At 70.1% G+C, this 21109-nt stretch carries 20 protein-coding genes, 1 pseudogene and 1 riboswitch; of the genes and pseudogenes, 8 read left to right on the top strand and 13 right to left on the bottom strand.

Annotated features, from left to right (window positions below):
* Positions 1–6 precede the first annotated feature (6 nt).
* From ABD333_RS29735 to ABD333_RS29725, 3 genes are all read right to left on the bottom strand, one after another.
* Positions 7–285 (bottom strand): MoaD/ThiS family protein, encoded by a 279-nt coding sequence (locus ABD333_RS29735; protein ID WP_344545828.1) that lies wholly within the window; start codon positions 283–285, stop codon positions 7–9.
* Between the two features lie 115 nt (positions 286–400).
* Positions 401–1645 carry a threonine synthase gene (gene thrC / locus ABD333_RS29730; protein ID WP_344545827.1) on the bottom strand — a complete coding sequence of 415 codons (1245 nt, stop codon included), beginning with the start codon at positions 1643–1645 and terminating at the stop codon, positions 401–403.
* A 16-nt stretch (positions 1646–1661) separates the two neighbouring features.
* Positions 1662–1803: riboswitch (SAM riboswitch) on the bottom strand.
* A 127-nt stretch (positions 1804–1930) separates the two neighbouring features.
* Positions 1931–2917: a cation diffusion facilitator family transporter gene (locus tag ABD333_RS29725; protein ID WP_344545826.1), complete on the bottom strand. Its 987-nt coding sequence runs from the start codon at positions 2915–2917 to the stop codon at positions 1931–1933.
* 112 nt (positions 2918–3029) lie between these two features.
* Here ABD333_RS29725 and ABD333_RS29720 point away from each other — a divergent pair, with 112 nt between their 5' ends.
* On the top strand, positions 3030–4493 hold the full coding sequence (locus tag ABD333_RS29720; RefSeq protein WP_344545825.1) for an alpha,alpha-trehalose-phosphate synthase (UDP-forming): 1464 nt from the start codon (positions 3030–3032) through the stop codon (positions 4491–4493).
* Position 4494: 1 nt separating this feature from the next.
* Here the strand turns inward: ABD333_RS29720 and ABD333_RS29715 are convergent, their stop codons facing one another.
* Together ABD333_RS29715 and ABD333_RS29710 are read right to left on the bottom strand one after the other, a co-directional pair.
* Positions 4495–5514 carry a sulfotransferase family protein gene (locus tag ABD333_RS29715; protein WP_344545824.1) on the bottom strand — a complete coding sequence of 340 codons (1020 nt, stop codon included), beginning with the start codon at positions 5512–5514 and terminating at the stop codon, positions 4495–4497.
* Between the two features lie 147 nt (positions 5515–5661).
* Positions 5662–6213, bottom strand: a complete 552-nt coding sequence (locus ABD333_RS29710; RefSeq protein WP_344545823.1) for an RNA polymerase sigma factor — start codon at positions 6211–6213, stop codon at positions 5662–5664.
* An 11-nt stretch (positions 6214–6224) separates the two neighbouring features.
* Between ABD333_RS29710 and ABD333_RS29705 the strand changes: the two genes are divergently transcribed.
* The 4 genes and pseudogenes from ABD333_RS29705 to ABD333_RS29690 all read left to right on the top strand — a co-directional run bounded on the left by ABD333_RS29705 (position 6225) and on the right by ABD333_RS29690 (position 11130).
* Positions 6225–8444, top strand: a complete 2220-nt coding sequence (locus ABD333_RS29705; RefSeq protein WP_344545822.1) for a serine/threonine-protein kinase — start codon at positions 6225–6227, stop codon at positions 8442–8444.
* Between the two features lie 30 nt (positions 8445–8474).
* The gene (locus tag ABD333_RS29700) at positions 8475–9389 is read left to right on the top strand and encodes a DUF4232 domain-containing protein (protein WP_344545821.1); all 915 of its coding nucleotides are present in this window, start codon (positions 8475–8477) and stop codon (positions 9387–9389) included.
* Between the two features lie 115 nt (positions 9390–9504).
* Positions 9505–9720: pseudogene (locus ABD333_RS29695) on the top strand (transposase); the annotation flags it as partial.
* An 825-nt stretch (positions 9721–10545) separates the two neighbouring features.
* A complete protein-coding gene (locus tag ABD333_RS29690; RefSeq protein ID WP_344545820.1) occupies positions 10546–11130 on the top strand; it encodes a PadR family transcriptional regulator in 585 nt (194 codons plus the stop codon).
* Positions 11131–11171: 41 nt separating this feature from the next.
* Here the strand turns inward: ABD333_RS29690 and ABD333_RS29685 are convergent, their stop codons facing one another.
* Positions 11172–11999 (bottom strand): hypothetical protein, encoded by an 828-nt coding sequence (locus ABD333_RS29685; protein WP_344545819.1) that lies wholly within the window; start codon positions 11997–11999, stop codon positions 11172–11174.
* Between the two features lie 160 nt (positions 12000–12159).
* Positions 12160–12741, bottom strand: coding sequence for a TetR/AcrR family transcriptional regulator (locus tag ABD333_RS29680; RefSeq protein WP_344545818.1), 582 nt, complete (start codon positions 12739–12741; stop codon positions 12160–12162).
* A 144-nt stretch (positions 12742–12885) separates the two neighbouring features.
* Between ABD333_RS29680 and ABD333_RS29675 the strand changes: the two genes are divergently transcribed.
* A complete protein-coding gene (locus ABD333_RS29675) occupies positions 12886–13905 on the top strand; it encodes an aldo/keto reductase (RefSeq protein ID WP_344545817.1) in 1020 nt (339 codons plus the stop codon).
* Between the two features lie 17 nt (positions 13906–13922).
* Here the strand turns inward: ABD333_RS29675 and otsB are convergent, their stop codons facing one another.
* Positions 13923–14732: a trehalose-phosphatase gene (gene otsB, locus ABD333_RS29670; RefSeq protein ID WP_344545816.1), complete on the bottom strand. Its 810-nt coding sequence runs from the start codon at positions 14730–14732 to the stop codon at positions 13923–13925.
* 19 nt (positions 14733–14751) lie between these two features.
* Positions 14752–15072, bottom strand: coding sequence for a DUF3263 domain-containing protein (locus tag ABD333_RS29665; RefSeq protein WP_344545815.1), 321 nt, complete (start codon positions 15070–15072; stop codon positions 14752–14754).
* A 183-nt stretch (positions 15073–15255) separates the two neighbouring features.
* On the opposite strand from ABD333_RS29665, the gene ABD333_RS29660 reads away from it, so the two are divergent.
* Both ABD333_RS29660 and ABD333_RS29655 read left to right on the top strand, forming a co-directional pair.
* Complete coding sequence (locus ABD333_RS29660; RefSeq protein WP_344545814.1) at positions 15256–16185, top strand: SAM hydrolase/SAM-dependent halogenase family protein; 930 nt, start codon at positions 15256–15258, stop codon at positions 16183–16185.
* 124 nt (positions 16186–16309) lie between these two features.
* Positions 16310–16900, top strand: a complete 591-nt coding sequence (locus ABD333_RS29655; protein ID WP_344545813.1) for a MarR family winged helix-turn-helix transcriptional regulator — start codon at positions 16310–16312, stop codon at positions 16898–16900.
* An 83-nt stretch (positions 16901–16983) separates the two neighbouring features.
* On the opposite strand, the gene ABD333_RS29650 is transcribed toward ABD333_RS29655, so the two are convergent.
* The 4 genes from ABD333_RS29650 to ABD333_RS29635 form a co-directional block, all read right to left on the bottom strand.
* Positions 16984–17274, bottom strand: coding sequence for an SHOCT domain-containing protein (locus tag ABD333_RS29650; protein WP_344545812.1), 291 nt, complete (start codon positions 17272–17274; stop codon positions 16984–16986).
* A gap of 155 nt (positions 17275–17429) precedes the next feature.
* Positions 17430–19673 (bottom strand): S8 family peptidase, encoded by a 2244-nt coding sequence (locus tag ABD333_RS29645; RefSeq protein WP_344545811.1) that lies wholly within the window; start codon positions 19671–19673, stop codon positions 17430–17432.
* Positions 19674–19972: 299 nt separating this feature from the next.
* Positions 19973–20455 (bottom strand): hypothetical protein, encoded by a 483-nt coding sequence (locus ABD333_RS29640; protein ID WP_344545810.1) that lies wholly within the window; start codon positions 20453–20455, stop codon positions 19973–19975.
* A 74-nt stretch (positions 20456–20529) separates the two neighbouring features.
* Entirely contained in the window at positions 20530–21090 is a 561-nt protein-coding gene (locus tag ABD333_RS29635) for a dihydrofolate reductase family protein (RefSeq protein ID WP_344545809.1), read from the bottom strand.
* Positions 21091–21109 lie beyond the last annotated feature (19 nt).

The raw sequence follows: 21109 nt of genomic DNA, 5'->3' as shown, positions 1-21109 counted from the left end.
GGACCGTCAGCCGCCCGCCACGGCGGGGATGATGGAGATCTGGGCGCCCTCGGGAGTCGGGGTGTCCAGTCCCTCGGCGAAGCGCACGTCCTCGTCACCCACGTACACGTTGACGAAGCGGCGGATCTTGCCGTTGTCGTCGAGGATGCGGGCGGCGATCCCGGCGTAGGCGGCGTCCAGGTCGGCGACCACGGCACGGAGGGTCTCGCCTTCGGCCTTCACGTCCGCCTCGCCGCCGGTGTAGGTCCGCAGGATCGTCGGAATCCGCACAGAAACCGTGCTCATTCTCAGGAACTCCTCAACAGGTCGATCGGTATCGGGGTGGCTCGCGTCCCGGCGCGGCCCCCTGGGGCCGGAGCCCCGAGGCGGCGGCGCCGGGACGCCATGGCGTGCGGAGCCGTCAGGCGACGCCCGCGGCGCGGAAGGCCTCAAGGGACGGGGCGATGTTGGCGGTCGGCGCGACCACCGGCGCGACCGCGTCCAGGGTCTTCAGGCCGTCGCCGGAGTTGATGATGACGGTCTCCGCGGACGGGTCGAGCGCGCCGCTCTCGGTGAGCTTCTTGAGCGAGCCGACCGTGACGCCGCCCGCGGTCTCGCCGAAGATGCCCTCGGTGCGGGCCAGCAGCCGGATGCCCTCGACGACCTGCTCGTCGGTGACGTCCTCGATCGCGCCGCCGGTGCGCCGGACGATGTCGAGCACGTACGGGCCGTCGGCGGGGTTGCCGATGGCGAGCGACTTGGCGATGGTGTCCGGCTTGACCGGGCGGACGACGTCGTGCCCGGCCTTGAACGCGGCGGCCACCGGATCGCAGCCGGTGGCCTGCGCGCCGAAGACCTTGTACGGCTTGTCCTCGACGAGGCCGAGCGCGATGAACTCCTGGAACGCCTTGTCGATCTTGGTGAGCTGGGAGCCGGACGCGATGGGGACGACGATCTGGTCGGGCAGCCGCCAGCCGAGCTGCTCGGCGATCTCGTAGCCCAGCGTCTTGGAGCCCTCGGCGTAGTAGGGCCGCACGTTGACGTTGACGAACGCCCAGTCCTCCTGCTCGCCGGCGATCTCGGAGGCGAGTCGGTTGACGTCGTCGTAGTTGCCGTCGACCGTCACGAACGTGCCGCCGTAGACCGCGGTCGTGATGATCTTTTGCGACTCCAGGTTGGAGGGCACGAAGACGGCGCTGCGGATGCCCGCCCGCGCGGCGGCCGCGGCCACCGCGTTCGCCAGGTTGCCGGTGGACGGGCAGGCCAGCACCTTGAAGCCCAGCTCACGGGCGGCGGCGAGCGCCACCGCGACGACACGGTCCTTGAACGAGTGGGTGGGGTTGCCGCTGTCGTCCTTGACCCACAGCCGTTGCAGCCCGAGCGACTCGGCCAGCTGGTCGGCGCGCACCAGGCGGGTCAGGCCGGGCTCGGTGTTGGGCGTCTCCACGACGTTCTCCGGAACGGGCAGCAGCCCCCGGTAACGCCAGATGTTGCGCGGACCGGCCTCGATCGAGGCGCGGGTCACCGCACCGAACTCGTACTTGATCTCAAGAGGACCGAAACACTCTTCGCACGCGTAGTGCGGACCGAGATCCCGGGTGTTGCCGCATTCGCGGCACACGAGAGCGGTAGCGGGTCCGAGGTTGGTGGCAGGCGTAAGTGCCATGAGAGCGAGGCCTTTCTCCCCATCTTCCCTGTGCCGCCTTGGTCACAGGCCGGAGTTGGCACCATCTCCCGGCCGGCCTCGCAGGATCGCGAGCGCGCACAAGCCGAGTGGTTGCCGGGGCTTCGCAGGGCCGGTCCCTCCACCCCTCTGGATGAGCGTTATTCAGTTGTGGTTTCGAGCTTCGTGCGTGACTTTACCTGATTCGGCCGGATGCCAGACAGCCGGGTCTCACGGGATGAGACATTACCCGTGCATCATCCACCTCACCCTCCCCGGCAGGAGACGTCAACCTTTCCGGATCGGATCGGGCGCCTGCTCGACCGGGTCGGGACCCGGCGTGGGACGTCGCGGCCCTGACTCCTCCTGTGTGGGGTCGAGGAAGACGTGGCGGACGATCGGCAGCCGGTCCCGGAGACGCCCGTCGATCTCCCCGGCGATGTCCTCGGCCTCGTCGGCGCTGATGTCGTCCGAGAAGTGCACCTTGGCCGCCACCAGCAGGTCGTCCGGGCCGAAGTGCATGGTCAGCAGCTCGCTGATGCCGTCCACACCGGGCGTCGAGTTGATCTCGTCGCGGATGGCGCGCTGGTCGGCCGGGTCCGCGGCCTGGCCGATGAGCAGGGACCGGCTGTCGCGGCCCAGGGTGAACGCGACCACGACCAGCAGCAGCCCGATCAGGATCGAGGCGAGGCCGTCCCAGAACGACGAGCCGGTGAGCTCCCGCAGGGTCAGGCCGGCGGCGGCCAGCGCGAGCCCGACCATCGCCGCCGAGTCCTCGAACAGCGCCGCCTTGAAGGTGATGTCGGGCGTGTGCCGTACGTGCTCCATGAGATCCCGGTCGCTGTCGCGGACCTCCCGCCGCGCCTGCGTGTAGGCGCGGATCCAGGAGCCGCCTTCGAGCACCGCCGCCAGCCCGAGCACCGCGAACGCGAGCCAGACCTGCTCGCCGCCGTGCCCGCGGCCGGTGATCGTCAGAATCCCCTCGAAGATCGAGTAACCCGCCCCCGCCACGAAGATCCCGAACGCGGCGAGCAGCGACCAGAAATAGCGCTCGTTCCCGTATCCGAAGGGATGCCGCCGGTCCGGCGGACGCGCGCTGCGCCGCAGCGAGGTCAGCAGGAAGAGCTCGTTGAGGGTGTCGCCGACCGAGTGCGCCCCTTCCGCCAGCATCGCCGCCGAACCCGCGAGGGTCCCCGCGATCAGCTTGGTGACGGCCAGGATGAGGTTCGCCGCTCCCGCGACGAGCACCGTCTTCTTCGTCTCGGCCCTGCTCATTCGCACCGCTTACCCGCAAACGCCTCCAAGATGCCGCACAACGGGCCAGATGGCGTTCAGGTTCACCTGGGTCACTTTGATATGGCTGGGCACCAACTGAGACCCTTCCGGTATGAGCCAAGTGCTGGTGGCGTCAAACCGTGGGCCGGTCTCGTTCTCCCTATCCGACGACGGCACGCTGAGCATGCGCCGCGGCGGTGGCGGTCTCGTCTCCGGACTGGCCGCGGTGACCGGTGGCCCGGGACGGCCCGCGCGAGAGCCCGCGGCCGATGTGCTGTGGGTGTGCGCGGCGCTCGGCGAGGCCGACCGTAGGGCCGCGCGGCAGGCGCCGGACGGGCGTCTGGACGAGGCGGGGCACGACACGGGTGGCGCGGCCGTACGGATGCTCGACATCCCCGCGGCGACCTTCCATCGTGCTTACAACGCCGTGGCCAACTCGACACTGTGGTTCGTCCACCACCTGCTGTACGACACCCCGAGCGCACCGCACTTCGACGCTCGTTCGCGGCGGGACTGGCAGTCGTACGAGGCGTACAACGCCGCGTTCGCCGACGCGCTGGCCCGTGACGCCGCCCAGGGCGCGAAGGCCGCGATCCAGGACTACCACCTGTCGCTGGCCCCGCGGATGCTGCGTGACCGCCGTCCCGACCTGAAGATCGTGCACTTCTCGCACACGCCGTGGGCACCGCCGGAGTACTACCGGCTGCTGCCCGACGACATCGGCGCGCAGGTCCTGGACGGCATCCTCGGCGCCGATCACGCCGGCTTCCTGACCGAACGCTGGGCCCTGGCGTTCCTCGACTGCTGCGAGCGGTTCCTGCCCGGCGCACGCGTCGACCGCGCCGCCCGCACCGTCACCAGGGCCGGGCGTGTCACTCACATCGGCGTCCACGGCCTCGGCATCGACGGCGAATCGCTGCGCCGGCGGGCCGCCGAGCCCGACGTCACGGCGCGCGCCGAGGCACTGCGCGAGCAGGTCGGCGACCGGAGGCTCATCGTGCGGGTCGACCGGACCGAACTCTCCAAGAACATCGTCCGCGGCCTCGCCGCGTACCGCGAGATGCTCACCAACCATCCCGAGTGGCGCGGCCGCGTGGTGCACCTGGCCTTCGCCTACCCGTCCCGCCACGATCTGCCCGAGTACCGCGAGTACACGGCGGCGGTGCAGCGGATGGCGGGGCAGATCGTCGACGAGTTCGGAACGCCCGACTGGGATCCGCTGATCCTGCAGGTGAACGACGACTTCCCGCGCTCGCTCGCGGCCTACGGGCTGGCCGACGTGCTCGTGGTCAATCCGATCCGCGACGGCATGAACCTCGTCGCCAAGGAGGGCCCCGTGCTGTCGGAACGGGGCTCGGCGCTGGTGCTGTCCCGCGAGGCCGGCGCGGCCTCGGAGCTCGCCGAGCACGCCCTGATCGTCAATCCGTACGACGTGTCGCAGACCGCCGAGGCCCTGCACCAGGCGCTCCTGATGCCGCAGGACGAGCGTGCCGAACGTTGCTCCCGGCTCGCGGCCATCGCCACCTCGCTGACCCCGCAGCAGTGGTTCGCCGACCAGCTGGCCGCGCTCGACTGACTCAGGCCGGTGCGGGTGACCGGGTCGAGAGCCTGCACTCCACCGGGCCGGGTTCGTACCGCCGTTGCCAGCGGTCGCGCAGATCGCACTTCCGCTGCGCCACCCGCCGGTGCGCGGCCGTCTTGGCGAACCGCGCGAGCAGGGCCGGGCCGGGACGCGGCGCACCGCTGAGCTCGTAGCCGTACTCGGTCAGGCGTTCCCCCAGCACAGCCTCGGCCAGGCCGATCTCGGCCGGTTCAAGGCGCGTGGCCCACGAACCCACCCGGCCCGCCGTGACGGCGGTCTGTGTCAGGTTGTGCCATTTCTTCTGCGGTGGAACGGTCAGCCGGGCGATGTCCTGGGGCTGCGTCATGTCAGGATCGAAGTCCTCGCCCAGGAACGTGCAGAGGCGGGACAGTTCGTCGGCAGGGTCGGCCACAAGCCGCTCGTACTGCAGTTCGTAGTAGGAGTCGGGTCCCAGCTTCGCCGCGTACCGCCGCCCGTAGTCGATCGCCTCGCGCCAAGCGGAGATGGCGTGGTGGACGTCGAGCTTGTACCAGGGCATCTCCTTGAGCGAGGCGACGCAGTCCCGGCCGTCCCGTACGAGGTGCACGAACTGGGCGTCCGGCCACATCCGCATGAGCGTGGGCACATGCTTGAAGTAGCTGGGCCGCTTGTCACCCCAGCGCGGCTTGCCGAACTTCCTGGCGTACGCGCGGAACACGATGCCCAGCGCCGAGCCCATCGTCGGCGGACCCGCCACGATCTCCTCGACGACCTGCGCGGCGTCGAGCCCGAGATCCCGGAACTTGGTCTCCTTGCGGCCGGTGATCCACTCCGCCAGCGCGCGTCTGTTGTCGCTGTCGCGGAGGTCACCGAAGTCACACCGGGCCGTGTACGCGGGGAGCAGGAAACGCGTCTCGGCCGGGATCGCGATCCGCTGATGCGAGTGCAGCATCAACTGCAGCAGTGTCGTCCCGGACCGAGGGCATCCGATGACGAAGATGGGCCGGTCGGCTTGGAAGGCCATGTCTGAGGACATGCAGGGAATGCTCGCCGACCCGCCCAGACGACACCTCGCGCCTAGCTGCACGCTTGCCGAGGCATTACCAATGCTTGACGACCCCCGAACGCCCCCATACCAACCCATGTACGAGGGGCCGGATGCTCCCCGGTTAGGGGCGTCGCGTCAGGTGTAGGACTCGCCGAGCGTCTGGCGGACCTGCTTACGGGCCTCATGGATACGCGATTTGACCGTACCGAGGGGCAGCTTGAGCTGCTCGGCGATCTCCGCGTACTCCAGCTGTGACACGTCGCGCAGGACAAGGGCCTGGATGAGGTCCGGCTTGCGGGCCTCCAGGTCTTCCATCGCGTCGAGGATGTCGACCCGCGATCCGGCGATGACGCTGGTACGGCGCGGGTCGGGGCGCTGCTGGGGCAGCTCGCCCGCCTGCTCCACCGAACGCCGCTTCAGCGACCGGTAGGTCGAGCGCGCCGAGTTGGCCACCACCACATGGAGCCAGGTGCTGAACCTGGACCGCCCTTCGAACCGGTGGATGTTGCGAGCCACCTGCAGGAGCGCGTCCTGGCAGGCCTCCTCCGCGTCCTGCCGGCAGGGCAGAAAACGTGAGCTGTGTCTCAGTACATCCGGTTCGATCGAACGCAGAAGTTCGTTGAGGGCCGCCTGATCCCCCTGTGCCGCCTTGACGGCCAGCTCTTCGGTCCGCTCATCGAATGCCATCGCCGCGCCTCATGCTCGTTCGCACACACACCCCGTTTGTTGGGCATGATACGGGAGTGTCCTTCCCCCCTACTGTCGGCCGTTACCGAATCGATCGCGTCCTGGGATCCGGGGCGTTCGCCTCAGTGTGGCTGGGGCACGACGACGCACTGGATGCCCACGTCGCGATTAAGGTGCTGTCCGGAAGCCTCATCGACGACCTCGACGTGCGCAATCGTTTCCTGGAGGAGGCGCGCATCCTGCGCCGCGCCGACTCCGAACGGCTCGTTCGCGTCCACGACATCGGTGAGCTGCCGGACGGACGCCCCTACTTCGTGATGTCGTACGCCGACCGGGGCACGCTCGCCGACCGGATGAGGGAACGGCCACTTCCGGTCTTCGAGGCCGTTGTCCTCGCCGAGGAAATCGCGTACGGGGTCGAAGTGATCAACGCCCTCGGCGTGATCCACCGCGATCTCAAGCCCTCCAACGTGCTGTTCCAGTCCACCCGGGACGGCGGTGAGAAGCTCCTGATCGCCGACCTGGGCCTGGCCAAGGCCCTCGCCCACGCCTCCGGCGCGTTCACCCTGCCGGTGGGCACGCCCGGCTACATGTCGCCCGAGCAGGCGCGGTTCGGCGGCGGGCTGGACGTGCGGGCCGACGTCTACGGGCTCGGCGCGCTCACCTACCACATGCTCACGGGCCGCCCTCCGGGGCCCGCCCCGGTGAAGGTTCCGCCCAGCGCGCTCCGCGAGGGCATGCCGCCCGGTTTCGATCAGGTGATCTTGCGGGCGCTGGAGGTCGAACGCGAGAAGCGGTGGCCGACCGCCGAAGCCTTCGCCGAAGCCCTCTCGACTCTCCGGCCGACCATGCCGCCCGGAACGCAGGCCCCTATGTACGCGGCCGAAACCCCCGATCTGGACTCCACCGTTCAGGATCAGTACGTGGGTCCCCAGCAGCCCGCGGGGCCCGCCGAGTCCAAGCGCCAAGTGGCCGGACCTGGCCAGGCGCCTCAGCCCGGCCATACTCCCAGCGTTCCTCACCCCGGGCATGCGCCTGGCGGTCCACGGCCGGCCGCCGCCCAGCAGCCCGGGCAGTACGGCCCTCCCGGCGGCCACGGCCACCCGGCTGCGCATCAGCGCGGCGGCGGTTTCGCGGTGGAACCGGAGCCGCCCACGCGCGAGGACCGAACGGCGTCCGACGACATCCGGACGTCCGAAATGCAGCTCCCGAGCGACCGGCCCGGACCCCGCGAAGGCGCCGACGACGAGAAGACGATCGTGGACCAGCCCGGCCAGATGCGGCCTCCGGGTCCGCAGTATGGCCCTGGAGGGCTTCCTGGGTCGCCCGATGACGACCGCACAGTGGCGGTTCCGATACCTGCCGCCTACCAGGCACCACCTGGCCCGGGCCCGCAGCAGCAGCCTGCCGACGAGGACAAAACGACCGTCCTTCCGACTCAGCAGCCCCCGTACGGCGGCGGAGGCCCACAGCACGGTCAGGGCCCGTTGCCCACAGGTTTCCAGCCGCCCCAACCCGGCCCCGGCCAGCAGCCGCGAACGGAAGGCGGCGGCCCCCTGGGAAGGCTCAAGCGCGCAGGCCGAACCGGCGGCGCCCAGCCCGGAGGCGACGGCCGCAAAAACAAGCTCCTGACGCCGATGATCATCGCCGCCGTGGTCCTGTCCATCGCACTGATCGGCGGCCTTCTGCTGGGCACGCTCTTCAACGACGGCGGCGGGAAGAAGTCGCCCAAGCCGTCTCCCCTCCCACAGGACTTCGTGCAGGTCGCCGACTCCACCGGCAAGATCAAGCTGGCGGTGCCCAACGCCTGGCCGCTCCAGTCGGCCGAGAAGACCTGGAGCACCTCGATCGCCGCGCTGACCGACCCGAAGGCGCGGCCGGTCCTGCGCGCGACACCGAACGCCGCCGCGTTCAAGGGCGACGGCCAGAGCCCGGGCGTCTTCGTGGGCCTGACCACCGACCTGGCCGCCGGAAAGCTCCCGCCCCCGGGTCTCATCGGCCACGCGCAGTGCACGAAGGGGGCCCGGGAGGACTACGTCTCCCCCGACAAGGCGCTCACGGGCACGATCATCCGCTTCACCGCCTGCAAGATCGGCACTCCGTCCGTCACCGAGGTCGGTCTGCGGGACAAGAACGGCACGTTCGGCGCCTGGGTCCGCATCAAGGAAACGGACAACCGCAACCTCACCAGGACTATCCTGGACAGCCTCAAGCTGACCGCCCCCGAATGACCGGTCGCACATCGCCATGAAGAGGCTCGTTTGTACATCGGCGTCAAACCGCCGCGCGTCGCCGCGGTCCTGCTCCTGCCGCTGGCCTTGACCGCCTGCGGTGGAGAGACCGCGGCCGCGCCGTCCGTGCGCCCGACGACCTCCGCGACACCGCTCGACCAGTCGACATGCCCTGACACGGGCGTCGCGCTGTGGGTCGGTGAGGTCTCCGCGGCCATGGGCCTGAGGTCGATGAGCGTAGAGCTCTACAACTGCGGTGAACGTGACCACGTACTCAAGGGCTATCCGCAGATCCGGCTCCTCGGCGCCGACCGCGAACCGATCAAGGTGGCGGTCGGCCACGGGTCGTCGTCCGTGGCGACGGTCGACTCCTACGACCGCCCGCCGCGCAGGGTGACGTTGAAGCCGGGCCAGGTGGCCTCGGCCGGAATCCTGTGGCGCAACCTGGTGACCGAAGATCCACAGCGTGCCGTCACCGCCGAGTACCTGGAGATCGCGCCGCTGCCGGGCCGACCGGCCGACCGCCTCCCCGGCGTCGGAATCGACCTGGGCACCACCCGCAAGGTGGGCGTCGGGCCGTGGGAGAAGGTCCGCCAGGCGGGCACCAGCGGCCCCCGTCCTGGGACCGGCCAGGTCCCGGGCGAGCGCGTCCCCCTGAAGCCGGCCGAACGTCTCGTCGGCGAGCTGGCCGCCAGAAAGATCTACCCCGCCCTCGAACGTCTCCGCACCCAGGGCGGCTTCACCGCAGATTCGGTGCGAGCGGCACTCCTGGGCCTGGGCTTCTCAGCCGACACCACCAGTGCACAGTCCGTCGGATCGTCACAGGCCGTGACCTTCGCGGCATACCCGGGGCGAAACGCCTGCGTGTCTGGCATGCTCCAGACCACCCGCCTGACAACGAAGGTCGAGGGCGTACGAGCGGAAGGCGGATGCGCCAACACCTGAGGTAGCACCCGCATGCGCCCTAACCTCGCATGCGCGCCCGCACACACACCAATGCACGCCGCACACCTCGGATGCGCGTCCGCACACCAATGTGCGCCGCACATCTCGCCTGCGCCACAAAGAAATCCGGCGCCGCACCGACGTCGTCGGCATCTTCCCCGACCGTCCTGCCATCATGCGCCTCGTCGGCGCGGTACTGATGGAACAGACAGACGAATGGACCGAGGCCCGCCGCTACATGGGCCCAGAAATCCTCACCAAATCCCGCCTCCACATCGTTCCCGGCGAGTCGCAACACCAAAGCCAGCAACCAGCAGCACTGACCGCTTAACCTGCACAAACAGGATCACGCGGAGGCCGATTCATACACCACCCCGCTGGACGTGACCAAAGCCGCGCATCTCCCCTGCGCGCCGCACATCTTCCATGCACGCCCGCAGACACCTATACACGCGCACACCTCGCATGCACGCCACGCACTTCCGCTGCGCGCCCGCACACCCCGCACCCACATGCACGCCCTACATCCCGCCTGCACGCACACGCATGCAGGCCGCACATCTCGGATGCGCGCCCGCACACACCACTGCACGCCACACATCTCTCCTACGCGTCTGCACACCAATCCGCGTCGCACATCTGCCCTGCGCGCCTGCGCACCAATGCACGCCCCACATCTGCCCTACGCACCCGCACATCCGCACCCACATGCGCTCCGTACATCTCGCCTGCACCGCAAACACAATGCAGGCTGCATATCTCGGCCGCGCGCCCGCAACCAATGCGCACCACACACCTTGCATACGCGCCCGCACACACCGCATGCACGCCGCGCATCTCCCCTGCGTGCCGCACATCTTCGATGCACGCCCGCAGACACCCAATGCACGCACGCCTCGCATGTACGCCGCACACCGCATGTGGGCATGGCTACACGGATGTGAGCCTGTCTGCACCGCATGTAGTCGCCGCATATCCGCGTGCGGCGTTCTGGTTGTAGCTGTGCGCATCACCGGTTGAGGTCACCCACGCCAGGGCATGGCACGTTTAATTCAACGCATGATGTTATAAGTCTGGCCGACTAGTAGTTGCATCGCGACTGGTTTCCGATATATCGTTAATGCATCGCAACCGATCACTAACGAAGGAGACAGCGATGCATACCCGACACGGACGATTTACCAATCCCGATGAGCGCCCGCGGCGCGGCGATTCGTTCGGACCCTGGGGACAGGGCTTCGGCGGACCCGGATTCGGCCCTGGCCGGCACGGCGGCGGACGCGGACGTGGGCGGCGCACCCGGCGCGGCAACGTGCGGACGGCGCTGCTCGCCCTGCTGGCCGAGCGGCCGATGCACGGATACGAGATGATCCAGGAGCTGGACGGCCGAACCGGCGGGGTCTGGCGCCCCAGCCCCGGCTCGGTCTATCCGACGCTCCAGCTGCTGGAGGACGAGGGCCTGGTCACCAGCGAGGAGCAGGGCGGCAAGCGCCTGTTCTCGCTGACCGACACCGGGCGCGAGGAGGCCTCCCAGCAGACCGTCGCCCCATGGGACGAGGTCACCGAGGCCGCGGGCGAGAACGCGCTGCGCGGTCGCGAGGCCATCGGGCAGTTCATGGGCGCGCTGCACCAGGTCATGAACGTCGGCAGCGAGAGCCAGAAGGCACGGGCATTGGACGTCGTCAACGACGCCCGCCGCCGCCTCTACGGAATCCTCGCCGATGACCCCGCGGCCGAGTGACCGCGCCCAGGCCGCACCGTGATCCGATCACGGTGCGGCCTTCAGCCGGGGAACGGAGCCGGCTGGGCGTACTGTCCGGAGACGAAACGCTTCTGCCAGATGTAGAGCCGCAGATCGTTCCGCTTGAGGCGCTTGTCGACGGGCACCTCGACCATCGCGCGGACGAGGTAGGACGAGCGGGGCGGCATGTACTTGTCGCCGCCGTCACCCGCCTCCAGCTCGCCACCGGCGATGCGGCGCATGACCTCGCTCTGCGTCGGCGGAGTGCACATGCTCTCGGGCACGCCCGCCTGCCACATGCACCGGCCACGGGCCTGCCTGGCGATGAGGGCGCGCTTCACGAACACGTCGCCGGGAGGGTCGAACAGGACCTTCTGGTCCGACGGGTTGCTCAACACGTAGTCGATGTAGGCGACCGCCGACCCCGAGGGCAGCGGCGACGACTGCACGATCGGCTCGCCGCCGGCGCTGACTCCCCCGGTCACGGCCGCGACGCGGTACCGGGCGCCGTCGGCCGCGATGATGGTGACCGGCTTTCCGCTCCTCGGCGCGGGCCCCTGAGCCTCGGCCTGTGAGGCCGGCGGGGAGTCACCGGCTCCCTCTTGGTCCCCGGACCCGATCGCGACCAGCACCCCGCCCGTGACCATCGCCACCACCCCCGTGACGACCGAGGCCACGACGACGACCGTGCGCCGTCCCGCCCGCCTGCGCCGTTCCGCCCGCGCACGGCTCCGGGCGGTCCGCGTACCGAGCCGCACCTCGACGCCGCTCGGCTCGCGCACGCCGATCGGCCCGGTCGTGACGCCGTCCTGCTGGTGGAACGGCTCCTGGCCGCCCTCGCCGGGTCTTCGCGGTGTTCCTGGCTGCATGTCCAACGCTCCCCGTCCCCCTGTGTTCACCGAGATGCCGCCCATAGTTTGGCGCAGTTGGACGCGCCATCAACGCGTGACCCCCGAATAACACAAAAGACGCTAATCAGTCAGGCCCCTGTTGTCACTTATGGACACAGGCAAAACCCACCTGGGATCGTCAGCGCAGTCCCGCGACGAGGAGCCCGACCAGCCTGCGCGCGTCGTAGCGGGTGTCACTGTCCGCCCCGATGCAGAGGTTTCCGACGCCGCGCATGAGTTCGTAGGCGTCGATGTCAGAACGGATCTCACCGGCGGCCGCGGCGGCGTCGAGCAGCCGGGCGCACACGGGCACGAGGCGGTCGAGGAAGTAGGCGTGCAGCGTCTCGAAGCCGGCGCTGTCGGAGCGCAGTACGGCGGCGAGTCCGTGCTTGGTGACCAGGAAGTCGACGAAGCGGTCGATCCAGTGCCCGAGCGCGGCGTAGGGGGTCGGGCCGGCCTCCAGGAGGGCCGGACCTGCCTCGGCGCAGGCCTCCACCTGGTGCCGGTAGACGGCGATGATGAGATCCGCCCGGGTCGGGAAGTGGCGGTAGATCGTGGCCGTCCCGACGCCGGCCTTGGCCGCGATGTCGCGCACCGGCGCTTCGACGCCGGACGCGACGAAGATCGCGGCGGCCGCGTCGAGCAGGGTGTCCTCGTTGCGCCGGGCGTCCGCCCGCTTGGGCCGGGCTTCTTGCCCCGGGCGCCGGTCGTTGTCGTGCACCGCGTCGTTCCCTCCGCCGCCGAACTTGCTAAACGGGACAGTGTTCCGTATCGTTCAAACGGGACGCCGTTCCGCTTAATCATGATGTCAGAGCGGTGGGCGGACGGCCAAGTCACGCTTCACCCCTAACGGAGGAAAACGGTTATGCGATACCGCACGTTGGGCCGCACAGGTGTGCAGGTCAGCTCCCTGTCACTCGGCGCGATGAACTTCGGCAAGATCGGAGGCACCACGCAGGACGAGGTCACCGCCATCGTCGACGCCGCTCTGGAGGGCGGGATCAACGTCATCGACACCGCCGACATGTACAGCGGCGGCGAGTCGGAGGAGCTGGTCGGCAAGGCCATCGCCGGCCGCCGCGACGACCTCGTGCTGGCCACGAAGGCGAACATGCCGATGGGCGAGGAGCGCAATCATCAGGGCAGTTCGCGCCGCTGGCTGGTCACCGCGCTGGACGACAGCCTGCGTCGCCTCGGTGTCGACCACGTGGATCTCTACCAGATCCACCGGTGGGACCCGACCACCAGCGATGAGGAGACGCTGTCGGCCCTGACCGATCTGCAGCGCGCGGGGAAGATCCGGTACTTCGGCTCCTCGACCTTCCCCGCGTACCGCATCGTGCAGGCGCAGTGGGCCTCCCGCGAGCACCACCTGGGCCGTTACGTCACCGAACAGCCCAGCTACTCGATCTTGCAGCGCGGGATCGAGGCCCACGTGCTGCCCGTCACCGAGGAGTACGGGCTCGGTGTGCTGGTGTGGAGCCCGCTGGCCTCGGGCTGGCTGTCCGGCGCGGTCCGCGCGGGCCGGGAGATCGCCACCAACCGCGCGACGTTCATGCCGCAGCGCTTCGACCTCTCCCTTCCGGCCAACCGCGCCAGGCTCGACGCGGTCGAACGGCTGGCCGGGGTCGCCGACGAGGCGGGCCTGACGTTGATCCAGCTCGCCCTCGGATTCGTGACCGCGCACCCCGCGGTGACCAGCGCGATCATCGGTCCCCGGACGCTGGAGCACCTGCGCTCGCAACTCGCCGCCGCGGACACGGTCCTGTCCGCCGACGTCCTCGATGCGATCGACGAAATCGTGGCCCCGGGCGTCGACCTTGCCGCGGACGAGAAGTACGACACCCCTCCGGCGCTTCTCGACCCCGCACTGCGCCGCCGCTGACCGTTCGAGGGCGGTGGTCAGGGCAGGAGGGTTTCGAGGAACTCGACCACGCCCTGGGGGCCGTCCACGATCAGGTCGGCGCGTTCGGCCAAGGCGGTGACCTCGGTGGAGCCGCTGCACAGCTTGAGGCCCGGGACGCCGTCGGCGCGGAGGGCGTCGACGGTGTCGAAGGCGGTCAGGTCGCCCAGGTCGTCGCCCGCGAAGAGGACGGCGGACGGCGGGCCGTCGTCCAGGGAGTCGATGAAGCCCCGGAGGGCCAGGCCCTTGTCCATGCCGGGCGGGCGCAACTCCAGTACGAGACGGCCGGGCTCGACGACGAGGCCGGTGCGTTCGGCGAGGGCGTCCATGATGCCGCGCAGGCGTTCGAGGGCCACCTCGGGCTCGGCGGTGCGGCGGGTGTGCACGGCGAGCGCCTGGCCCTTGTCTTCCACGAACGTGCCGTCCGGGGCACCGGCGGCCGCGAGGACATCGGGCAGCTTGGCGCGTGCCTCGGCGACGCCGGGATGCGGCTCGGGCACCGTCACCGTGCCCGACTCCCAGCGCTCCAGGCCGTACTGCCCGAGCACCACGAGGCCGTCGATGCCCTCGAAGCCGCCGTACTCCACCGCGGTGGCCGCGGGACGGCCGGTGACGATCACCAGGCAGCCCACGAGCGGGGCCAGGCGGGCCAGGGTCGCTGCCGCCCGGGGGTGCGCTCGCGCCGCCTCGGGATCGTCCACGATCGGCGCCAGTGTGCCGTCGAAATCGAAGCCGAGCACGGCTCCGGCGGGTCGGTTGCGGATCGCGTCGAGGCCGTCCGTACCGACGGTGGTGAGAGGAAGGTTCACGTGACCAGTTTTGGTCACACTACGGCCGGATGCCGAGTCGGCGCGCGGCGCGTTGCCGTTGACGCTGTGAGCGCATCCGGCGGAGGCGCTTGACCAGCATCGGGTCGTGTGCGAGCGCCTCGGGTCGGTCGATGAGGATGTTGAGGAGCTGGTAGTACCGCGTCGCCGACATCTCGAACAGCTCGCGGATGGCCTGCTCCTTGGCTCCGGCGTACTTCCACCACCGTCGCTCGAAGGCGAGGATCTGGCGGTCGCGCTCGGAGAGGAGGTCGGCCGGGAAGGCTCCGTCGTCTTCCAGGCCGTCGGTCACGGTTGGGTGCAGGGCTGAGCCATCGTTCATGCTTCCGTCCTGATGGGGGCCGTCACCAGGGGCGTTGGCCTCGCGCATGAGGTCCCCTCTGTGGTCACTAATCCCGGGTCGTCCGGGTTCGGCCGGTGCCATGCTACGCGTCCCCGCCGACAACTTCCGGGTGTTCTGACGGAACGGCGCAACGTTACGCTCAGGCAACGGAGGTGGGTTCCGTTGAGTGACGATACGAGCGCCACGGCGCATCAGTGCATCACATTCCTGACCGACTACGGGCTCGAAGATGGTTTCGTCGCGTCATGTCACGGTGTGGCGGCCCGGATCGCCCCGGACGTCCGGATCATCGACATCACCCATCTCGTCCCGGCGGGTGACGTGCGGCGCGGTGCCGCGGTGCTGGCGCAGACCGTTCCGTACCTGCCGCCCGGCGTGCACGTCGCGGTCGTCGACCCCGGCGTGGGAACGAGCCGGCGAGGCATCGCGATCCAGACCGGCGACCGGATTTTCGTAGGTCCTGACAACGGGTTGTTGTCGTGGGCCGCACGCGGTCTGGCACCCGGTGGAACGTACCCGGTCGCACCGTGGCGCAGCCCGGGCGGCGAGACCACACCGACGCCGAACGAGCTCCGCGCGTTCGAACTCACCAATTCCGAGCTCTGGCTGCAGCCGGTCTCCCCCACGTTCCATGGCCGCGACATCTTCACGCCCGTCGCCGCTCAGCTGGCGAGCGGGCTCGACATCTCGGCCGTCGGCCGCCCCCTGGATCCCGAGGGCATTCTCACGCTCCCCGCTCCGACGCGGCGCGTCCAGAACGGCGGGGCGGAGGGCGAGGTGCTCACGGTCGACCGCTTCGGCAACATCCAGCTCTCGTTGACCAGAGCCGACCTGGACGAGCTCGGCGCGCGTACGGGCGAGTCCCTCACGGTCACCCTCGGGGTCACCGCACGCCTCCAGGGCCACGAGCCGCAGCATCGCCGCACCTTCAGCGTTCCCTACAGGGAGACCTTCGGTTCCGTTCCGCCCGGAGACCTGGTCGCCTACGCCGATTCGGTCGGGTGCCTGGCCCTGGCCGTCAATTCTGGCGACGCCGCCCAGCGCCTCGGCCTGCCGCCGGGCGCCCGCATCCGCATCTCCCCCACCCCCTGATCACCCCTGATCACCCCTGATCACCGCCTGGGAGGCGCGCCGATCACTCCCGGCACGCGTAAAGTATGTATCGTGCATCTGTACGGGATGACCCGGAGACGCCACGAGTGGAGCGGAGGCCCCCATGGGAACCGAGCACGCCTCCCTGGGCGAGCACGCCGGGAGCCCACCTGACCCGGCGCTGTCCGACATCGCCCTCGCGCTCTTCCATCTCCGCCGGGTCTGGGCCAAGCCCGACCTCATGAAGCGCATCCGGGCGCAGACGTCCAGCGGGCCCGGCGGCAGGCCCCTCCAGCTCTCGAATCTCATGGTCGTCCACGCCGTCGCCGCCCTGAGCTTCGAGCCGGAGGACGAACGCCAGCCCAAGCCGAGTGCCGAGGTCACGGTCGGGGCGGTCGCCGAACGACTGGAGATCGACCCGTCCACGGCGAGCAGGCTCGTCGGCCACGCGATCGACGCGGGCCTGGTCTCCCGCCGCCCCTCGCCCGTGGACGCGCGCCGCGCCAACCTGGGGCTGACCGACGCGGGGATGCGCGTCAAGCAGGTCGCCGACCGCTTCCGCCGCGCCTACCTGGACGAGCTCATGACGGACTGGTCCGAGACGGAACGCGCGGACTTCGCGCGCCTCCTCACCCGGTTCGCCGAGGCCGCCGCCCGGTGCCCCATGGACTTCGACGGCATCGACAAGATCTTTGAAGAGGCCCAGGCCGACTGACGTCCCGCCCAGGCCGACTGACGCCCCGCCCCGGCCGCCGCGCCTTTGTGATCCACGCGGGCACGGCGGTCGGGTTACGGACGTCAGGCACCGTGACGCAGCGTCGACAGGCGGGTGTGGTACTCGTCCTCGTCGATCTCGCCTCGGGCGAAGCGTTCCGCGAGCACCGACTGGGCGCGGGTCATCGGGTCGGCCTGCGCGGCACCGGCCGCGATACGGCGGCGCACCAGGTAGAACCCGGCTACCACCACGGCCACCCAGAACAGCCCGAACGTGATCGGGAACACCGGCCACCAGGCGGGCGCGTCCGTGGCGCCGTCCTCGTGCCAGGGGCCCGGGTGGAGCTGCGTCGCCATCGTCATCAACATGGTCATCGACCTCCTTGTTTCGGATGAGTCGATGCTCGGCGACAGGTCAGGGCCACGGCATCGTACGGCCGGAGGCTTCTCCGCTACGCCCGGTGGAGTAGCGCCCCAGGCCCACGGCGCGCAACGGAGCAGCCTGGTGGTCTACCGGTGCGGCGCCGCGTTCACCACCAGGGCGGGCGGTAGTCGTCGTCATCGGCCGGGCGCTGGCGCCTGATGCGGCCCTCTGGCTGGTCGTCCTGCGGCAAGCCGGGTTCGGAGAAGGGACCGCCGTAGGGGTCGTCGTCACCCAAGCCCGCGGGCGGCACCGCGGGCAAGGCCGCTGTGGGCCGTTCGTCGGCGAAGTCATCTTGGAGGGGTAGGACGGGCATCGTTCCCGTTGGGCTTTCCGCGTCGTCCTCCTGCCGGGGTACAGGGTCCTGCGCGGGAGGTCCGCTGAAGGCTCCTTCGTGGGAAGGCATAGCGTCGCCGTTCAGAGCGGAACGACCGTTGAGACCGTGGCCGAGGCCGAGGCCGAGGCCGTGGCCGTGGCCTTGTCCTTGGCTGTGGGGCGTGCCGAATCCGTTCAGGGCGCTGCCGTTCTGGCCTCGGCCATTGTCCGAGACCCCGGCTTCATCCGGCTGGTAAGGGCGAAGGTCGCCCAGACTGAACGGAGGCCGCTGTCGTCCTACCGGACCGAATCCACGCCCAAGGTCGTGGCCGTAGGCGCGCTCGTCGTTGTCGCCCTGGTCGCGCCCTTGGTGGCCATTGCCCAGGCCGTAAGGAGTCTCCTGGTCGTAGCCGCTTCCGCTTCCCGAGCCGTACTGGCTCGCCTGCGGGTGGGCGAGGCCTGAGCCGTACGCGGGCTCCTGGCCATGGCCTTGGCCGTTCCCCTCGGCGGTGGCGCCAGACGGCGGCCAGAGCGGACGATCCGTCTGGTGGGGTGACGGCGACGCCGCGGACGGCACGCCGCCGGGAAAGACCTCGCCGCTCTGCCACAACGGAACATGAACGGGCCCGGCGTCAGGACCGCCCGACGAGCCTCCGCCCGTCATGGCGCCGACGGGCTCACGCGGGCGCTCGCCGTTCGAGTGCCGCAGGTAGTCGTCGTCCTCGAAGTCGTCATCGGGTCGGCGCCGCTGCCGCCAGCCCAGCACCAGACCGACGATCACGAGGACGGCGCCGCCCGCGACGACGGCCGTCACCAGGGTGCCCGTGCCCTCGTCGGGCTGGACTCCGGCGGCCGGGGAGGACTGCACGGCGTTCCTCGGCGCGGCGCCGGGGCCGTGCGCGGCCTTGTTGATCTTGTTGGCGGCCAGGAGCGCGCGCGTCGCGTCGAGCATGCCCGGGCAGCTGGACGAGTCGCTGGTCTCCCGGCGCGGCACCGAGCCCTGGACGAGCGCCTGGCGGATCTCGCTCGGAGTCAGCTTCGGGTAGCGGGCCCGGACGAGCGCGGCCACTCCGGCGGCGATCGCCGAGGACGGGCTGGTGCCCGTACCGACCACGTAGCCGTTGCTGGCGTCCGCGCTGACGATCTCGACCCCGGGCGCGCAGACCGCCACGTACGAACGCCTGTTGCTGTCTTTCCAGATCCGCCCGCGGTTGTCGAGGGCGCCGACGGCGATCACTCCGCTGTAGGCGGCGGGATAGTTGCGGCGGTTGGCACCGGCTCCATCGTTGCCCGCCGAGGCGATGAGCACGACACCCTTGCTGAGCGCGTACCGGACCGCCTCTTCCTCGGTCTTGTCGCCGTCATAGAACAACCTGCCGCCGCCGAGCGACATGTTGATGACGTCGGCGCCGTGGTCGACGGCATAGCGGATGCCCTGCGCCACGGCGTCGCGGTTGCGTCCGCTCGTTCCGCCGTTGCCGCGGAGGGGGTCGTCGTTTTCCCAGGTCACGCGGACCGACAGGATGCGGCTCTGCGGCGCGACACCGATGACGCCGCGCTGGAAGCCCGGCCCGTTGCCGTGTCCGGCGATGATGCTCGCCATCGAGGTGCCGTGCAGGCCCCAGTACTTGCCGCCGGGACGCCGCATGCCGCCGGTGAGGTCAGGCCCGCTGGTGACCCGGCCGACCAGGTCGGGATGGCGCTTGTCGACACCGGTGTCGAGCACCGCGACGGTGACCCCGAGGCCCTTGGACCACTTCCACGCGCGGGGGATGTGCATCGCGTCGAGATGCCACTCGCGCTGGCGGATCTGGTCGGGCGCGGACTTCACGGCCCCGCGTGCGGCGACGCGCGCCTGGCGTGCCTGGTCGGCTCGGCCGGTCGTGCGCTCGCCCGAGCCGTCCGGGACGAGTGCCACCGGCACGGCGACCGCCGCGGCGAGGGTCAGCGCGGTCAGGCTCGCGGTCGTTCGTGCCCCAGGTCGGCCGACAGGTCGGGCACGTCCAGAGCGGCGTCGGCCGGCATGCGACACGCCCACCGAACCTCCTCCCGGCGTCGGCACAGCCCTTCATCCCGCCCCACCGAACCCTTGGGGCGCGAGGCCTCATTCTGCCATGACGCGGCAGTACGGCTCGGTCACTCGGCACATTCAGGCACGGTCCAGGACAGCCCGCTGCTCTTACGGATCTACCACTCTCCACGCCCGACCTGCCCTAACCCGGACGCCCTGGCGACTCGCGTCCCGGAGCCAGGCGCGGGCCGCGGATCAGGCGCCGGCGCGGGCCTGTGGACCAGGCGCTGCGCGGGCCGCGGATCAGGCGCCGGTGCGGCCGGGGCTCAGGCGCAGGTGCCGAAGGGGCGGTCACAGTGGAGCACCTGGCCGCCGAGGGCCGGCCGGACCTTGTCGATGAGCGCGTCCGGGCCGGTGACGAGCCAGTTCGGTCCGTGCAAGATCGCGAACGCGCCCTGCTCGCCGAGGGCGCTCTGCCCGACGCCGGTCTTCCAGCTCTCCAGGGCCGTGTCCATGGTCAGCCCCGAACCGCCGCCCGAACCACCGCCCGGGCCCAGTACCGTTCCGGCGACATAACGACCGGCGAACCTGCACTCGACCCGCGACCGGTCGACCCGGCAATCGGCGGCTCCTCGCTCCTGGAGGGCGGCCGCGATCTCCTTGGTGTCGCCGTAGGCGCGGGCGCTCGCGGTCGGACGGGCCGACGCCCCGCCGTCGTCGCCGGTCATGAGGAACGCGGCGACGCCCGCGGTGGCGAGCGCCGTACCGCCGACGGCTCCGGCGACGGCGAGCATGGACTTCGACTTCATGGTCACCAGGATGCCCTACTCGTGAGTAACCTGATCCTGACAGCCGCACGCCGGCTCCCGCGGTGGCGCGGAATTCAGGAGCGCTTCGGCTCGAAGTGCAGTCCGGTGATGCCGCAGTCGAAGCCGCGAGCCCCGACGAGCTGAAGCCGCTGGTAGGCACCCTTGGGGAAGACGGGCATCCCGGCGCCGATCGCGGTCGGGTTCACGAAGAGGTGAAGCTCGTCGAGCAGTCCCTCGGCGATCAGATTCGACACGAACGTGCCGCCGCCGTAAGCGATCATGTCCCCGCCCGGCTCGGCCTTGAGCCTGTTCACCGTCTCGGCAAGATCGCCGTTGGCGACGACGGCGTTCTCCCAGGGCGATTCGGTGAGCGTGTTGGAGACCACGACCTTGGGCGTGTTGTTCATCCAGTCGATCGACTCCTGCGTCTCGCCCTCCGGCCCCGACGCCCACGCCGGAATGAAGCCCTCGGCGAGCCTGCGCCCGAGCACGATGCAGTCGACGGGAGCGGTGAGCGCGCCGATGTGCGCGCTGATGTCGTCGGTCCAGGGGAACGTCATCCAGTCCATCTCACCGTTCGGGCCGGCCATGTAGCCGTCGACGGTGGTCTGAACCTGAAGCTTGAACTTGCGCATGAGCTGGAGTCCTTCCAAG

The sequence above is a fragment of the Actinomadura fulvescens genome (assembly GCF_039533225.1).
GTDB classification, from domain to species: Bacteria; Actinomycetota; Actinomycetes; order Streptosporangiales; family Streptosporangiaceae; genus Spirillospora; species Spirillospora fulvescens.
This window is presented reverse-complemented; position numbering and strand designations above follow the sequence as displayed.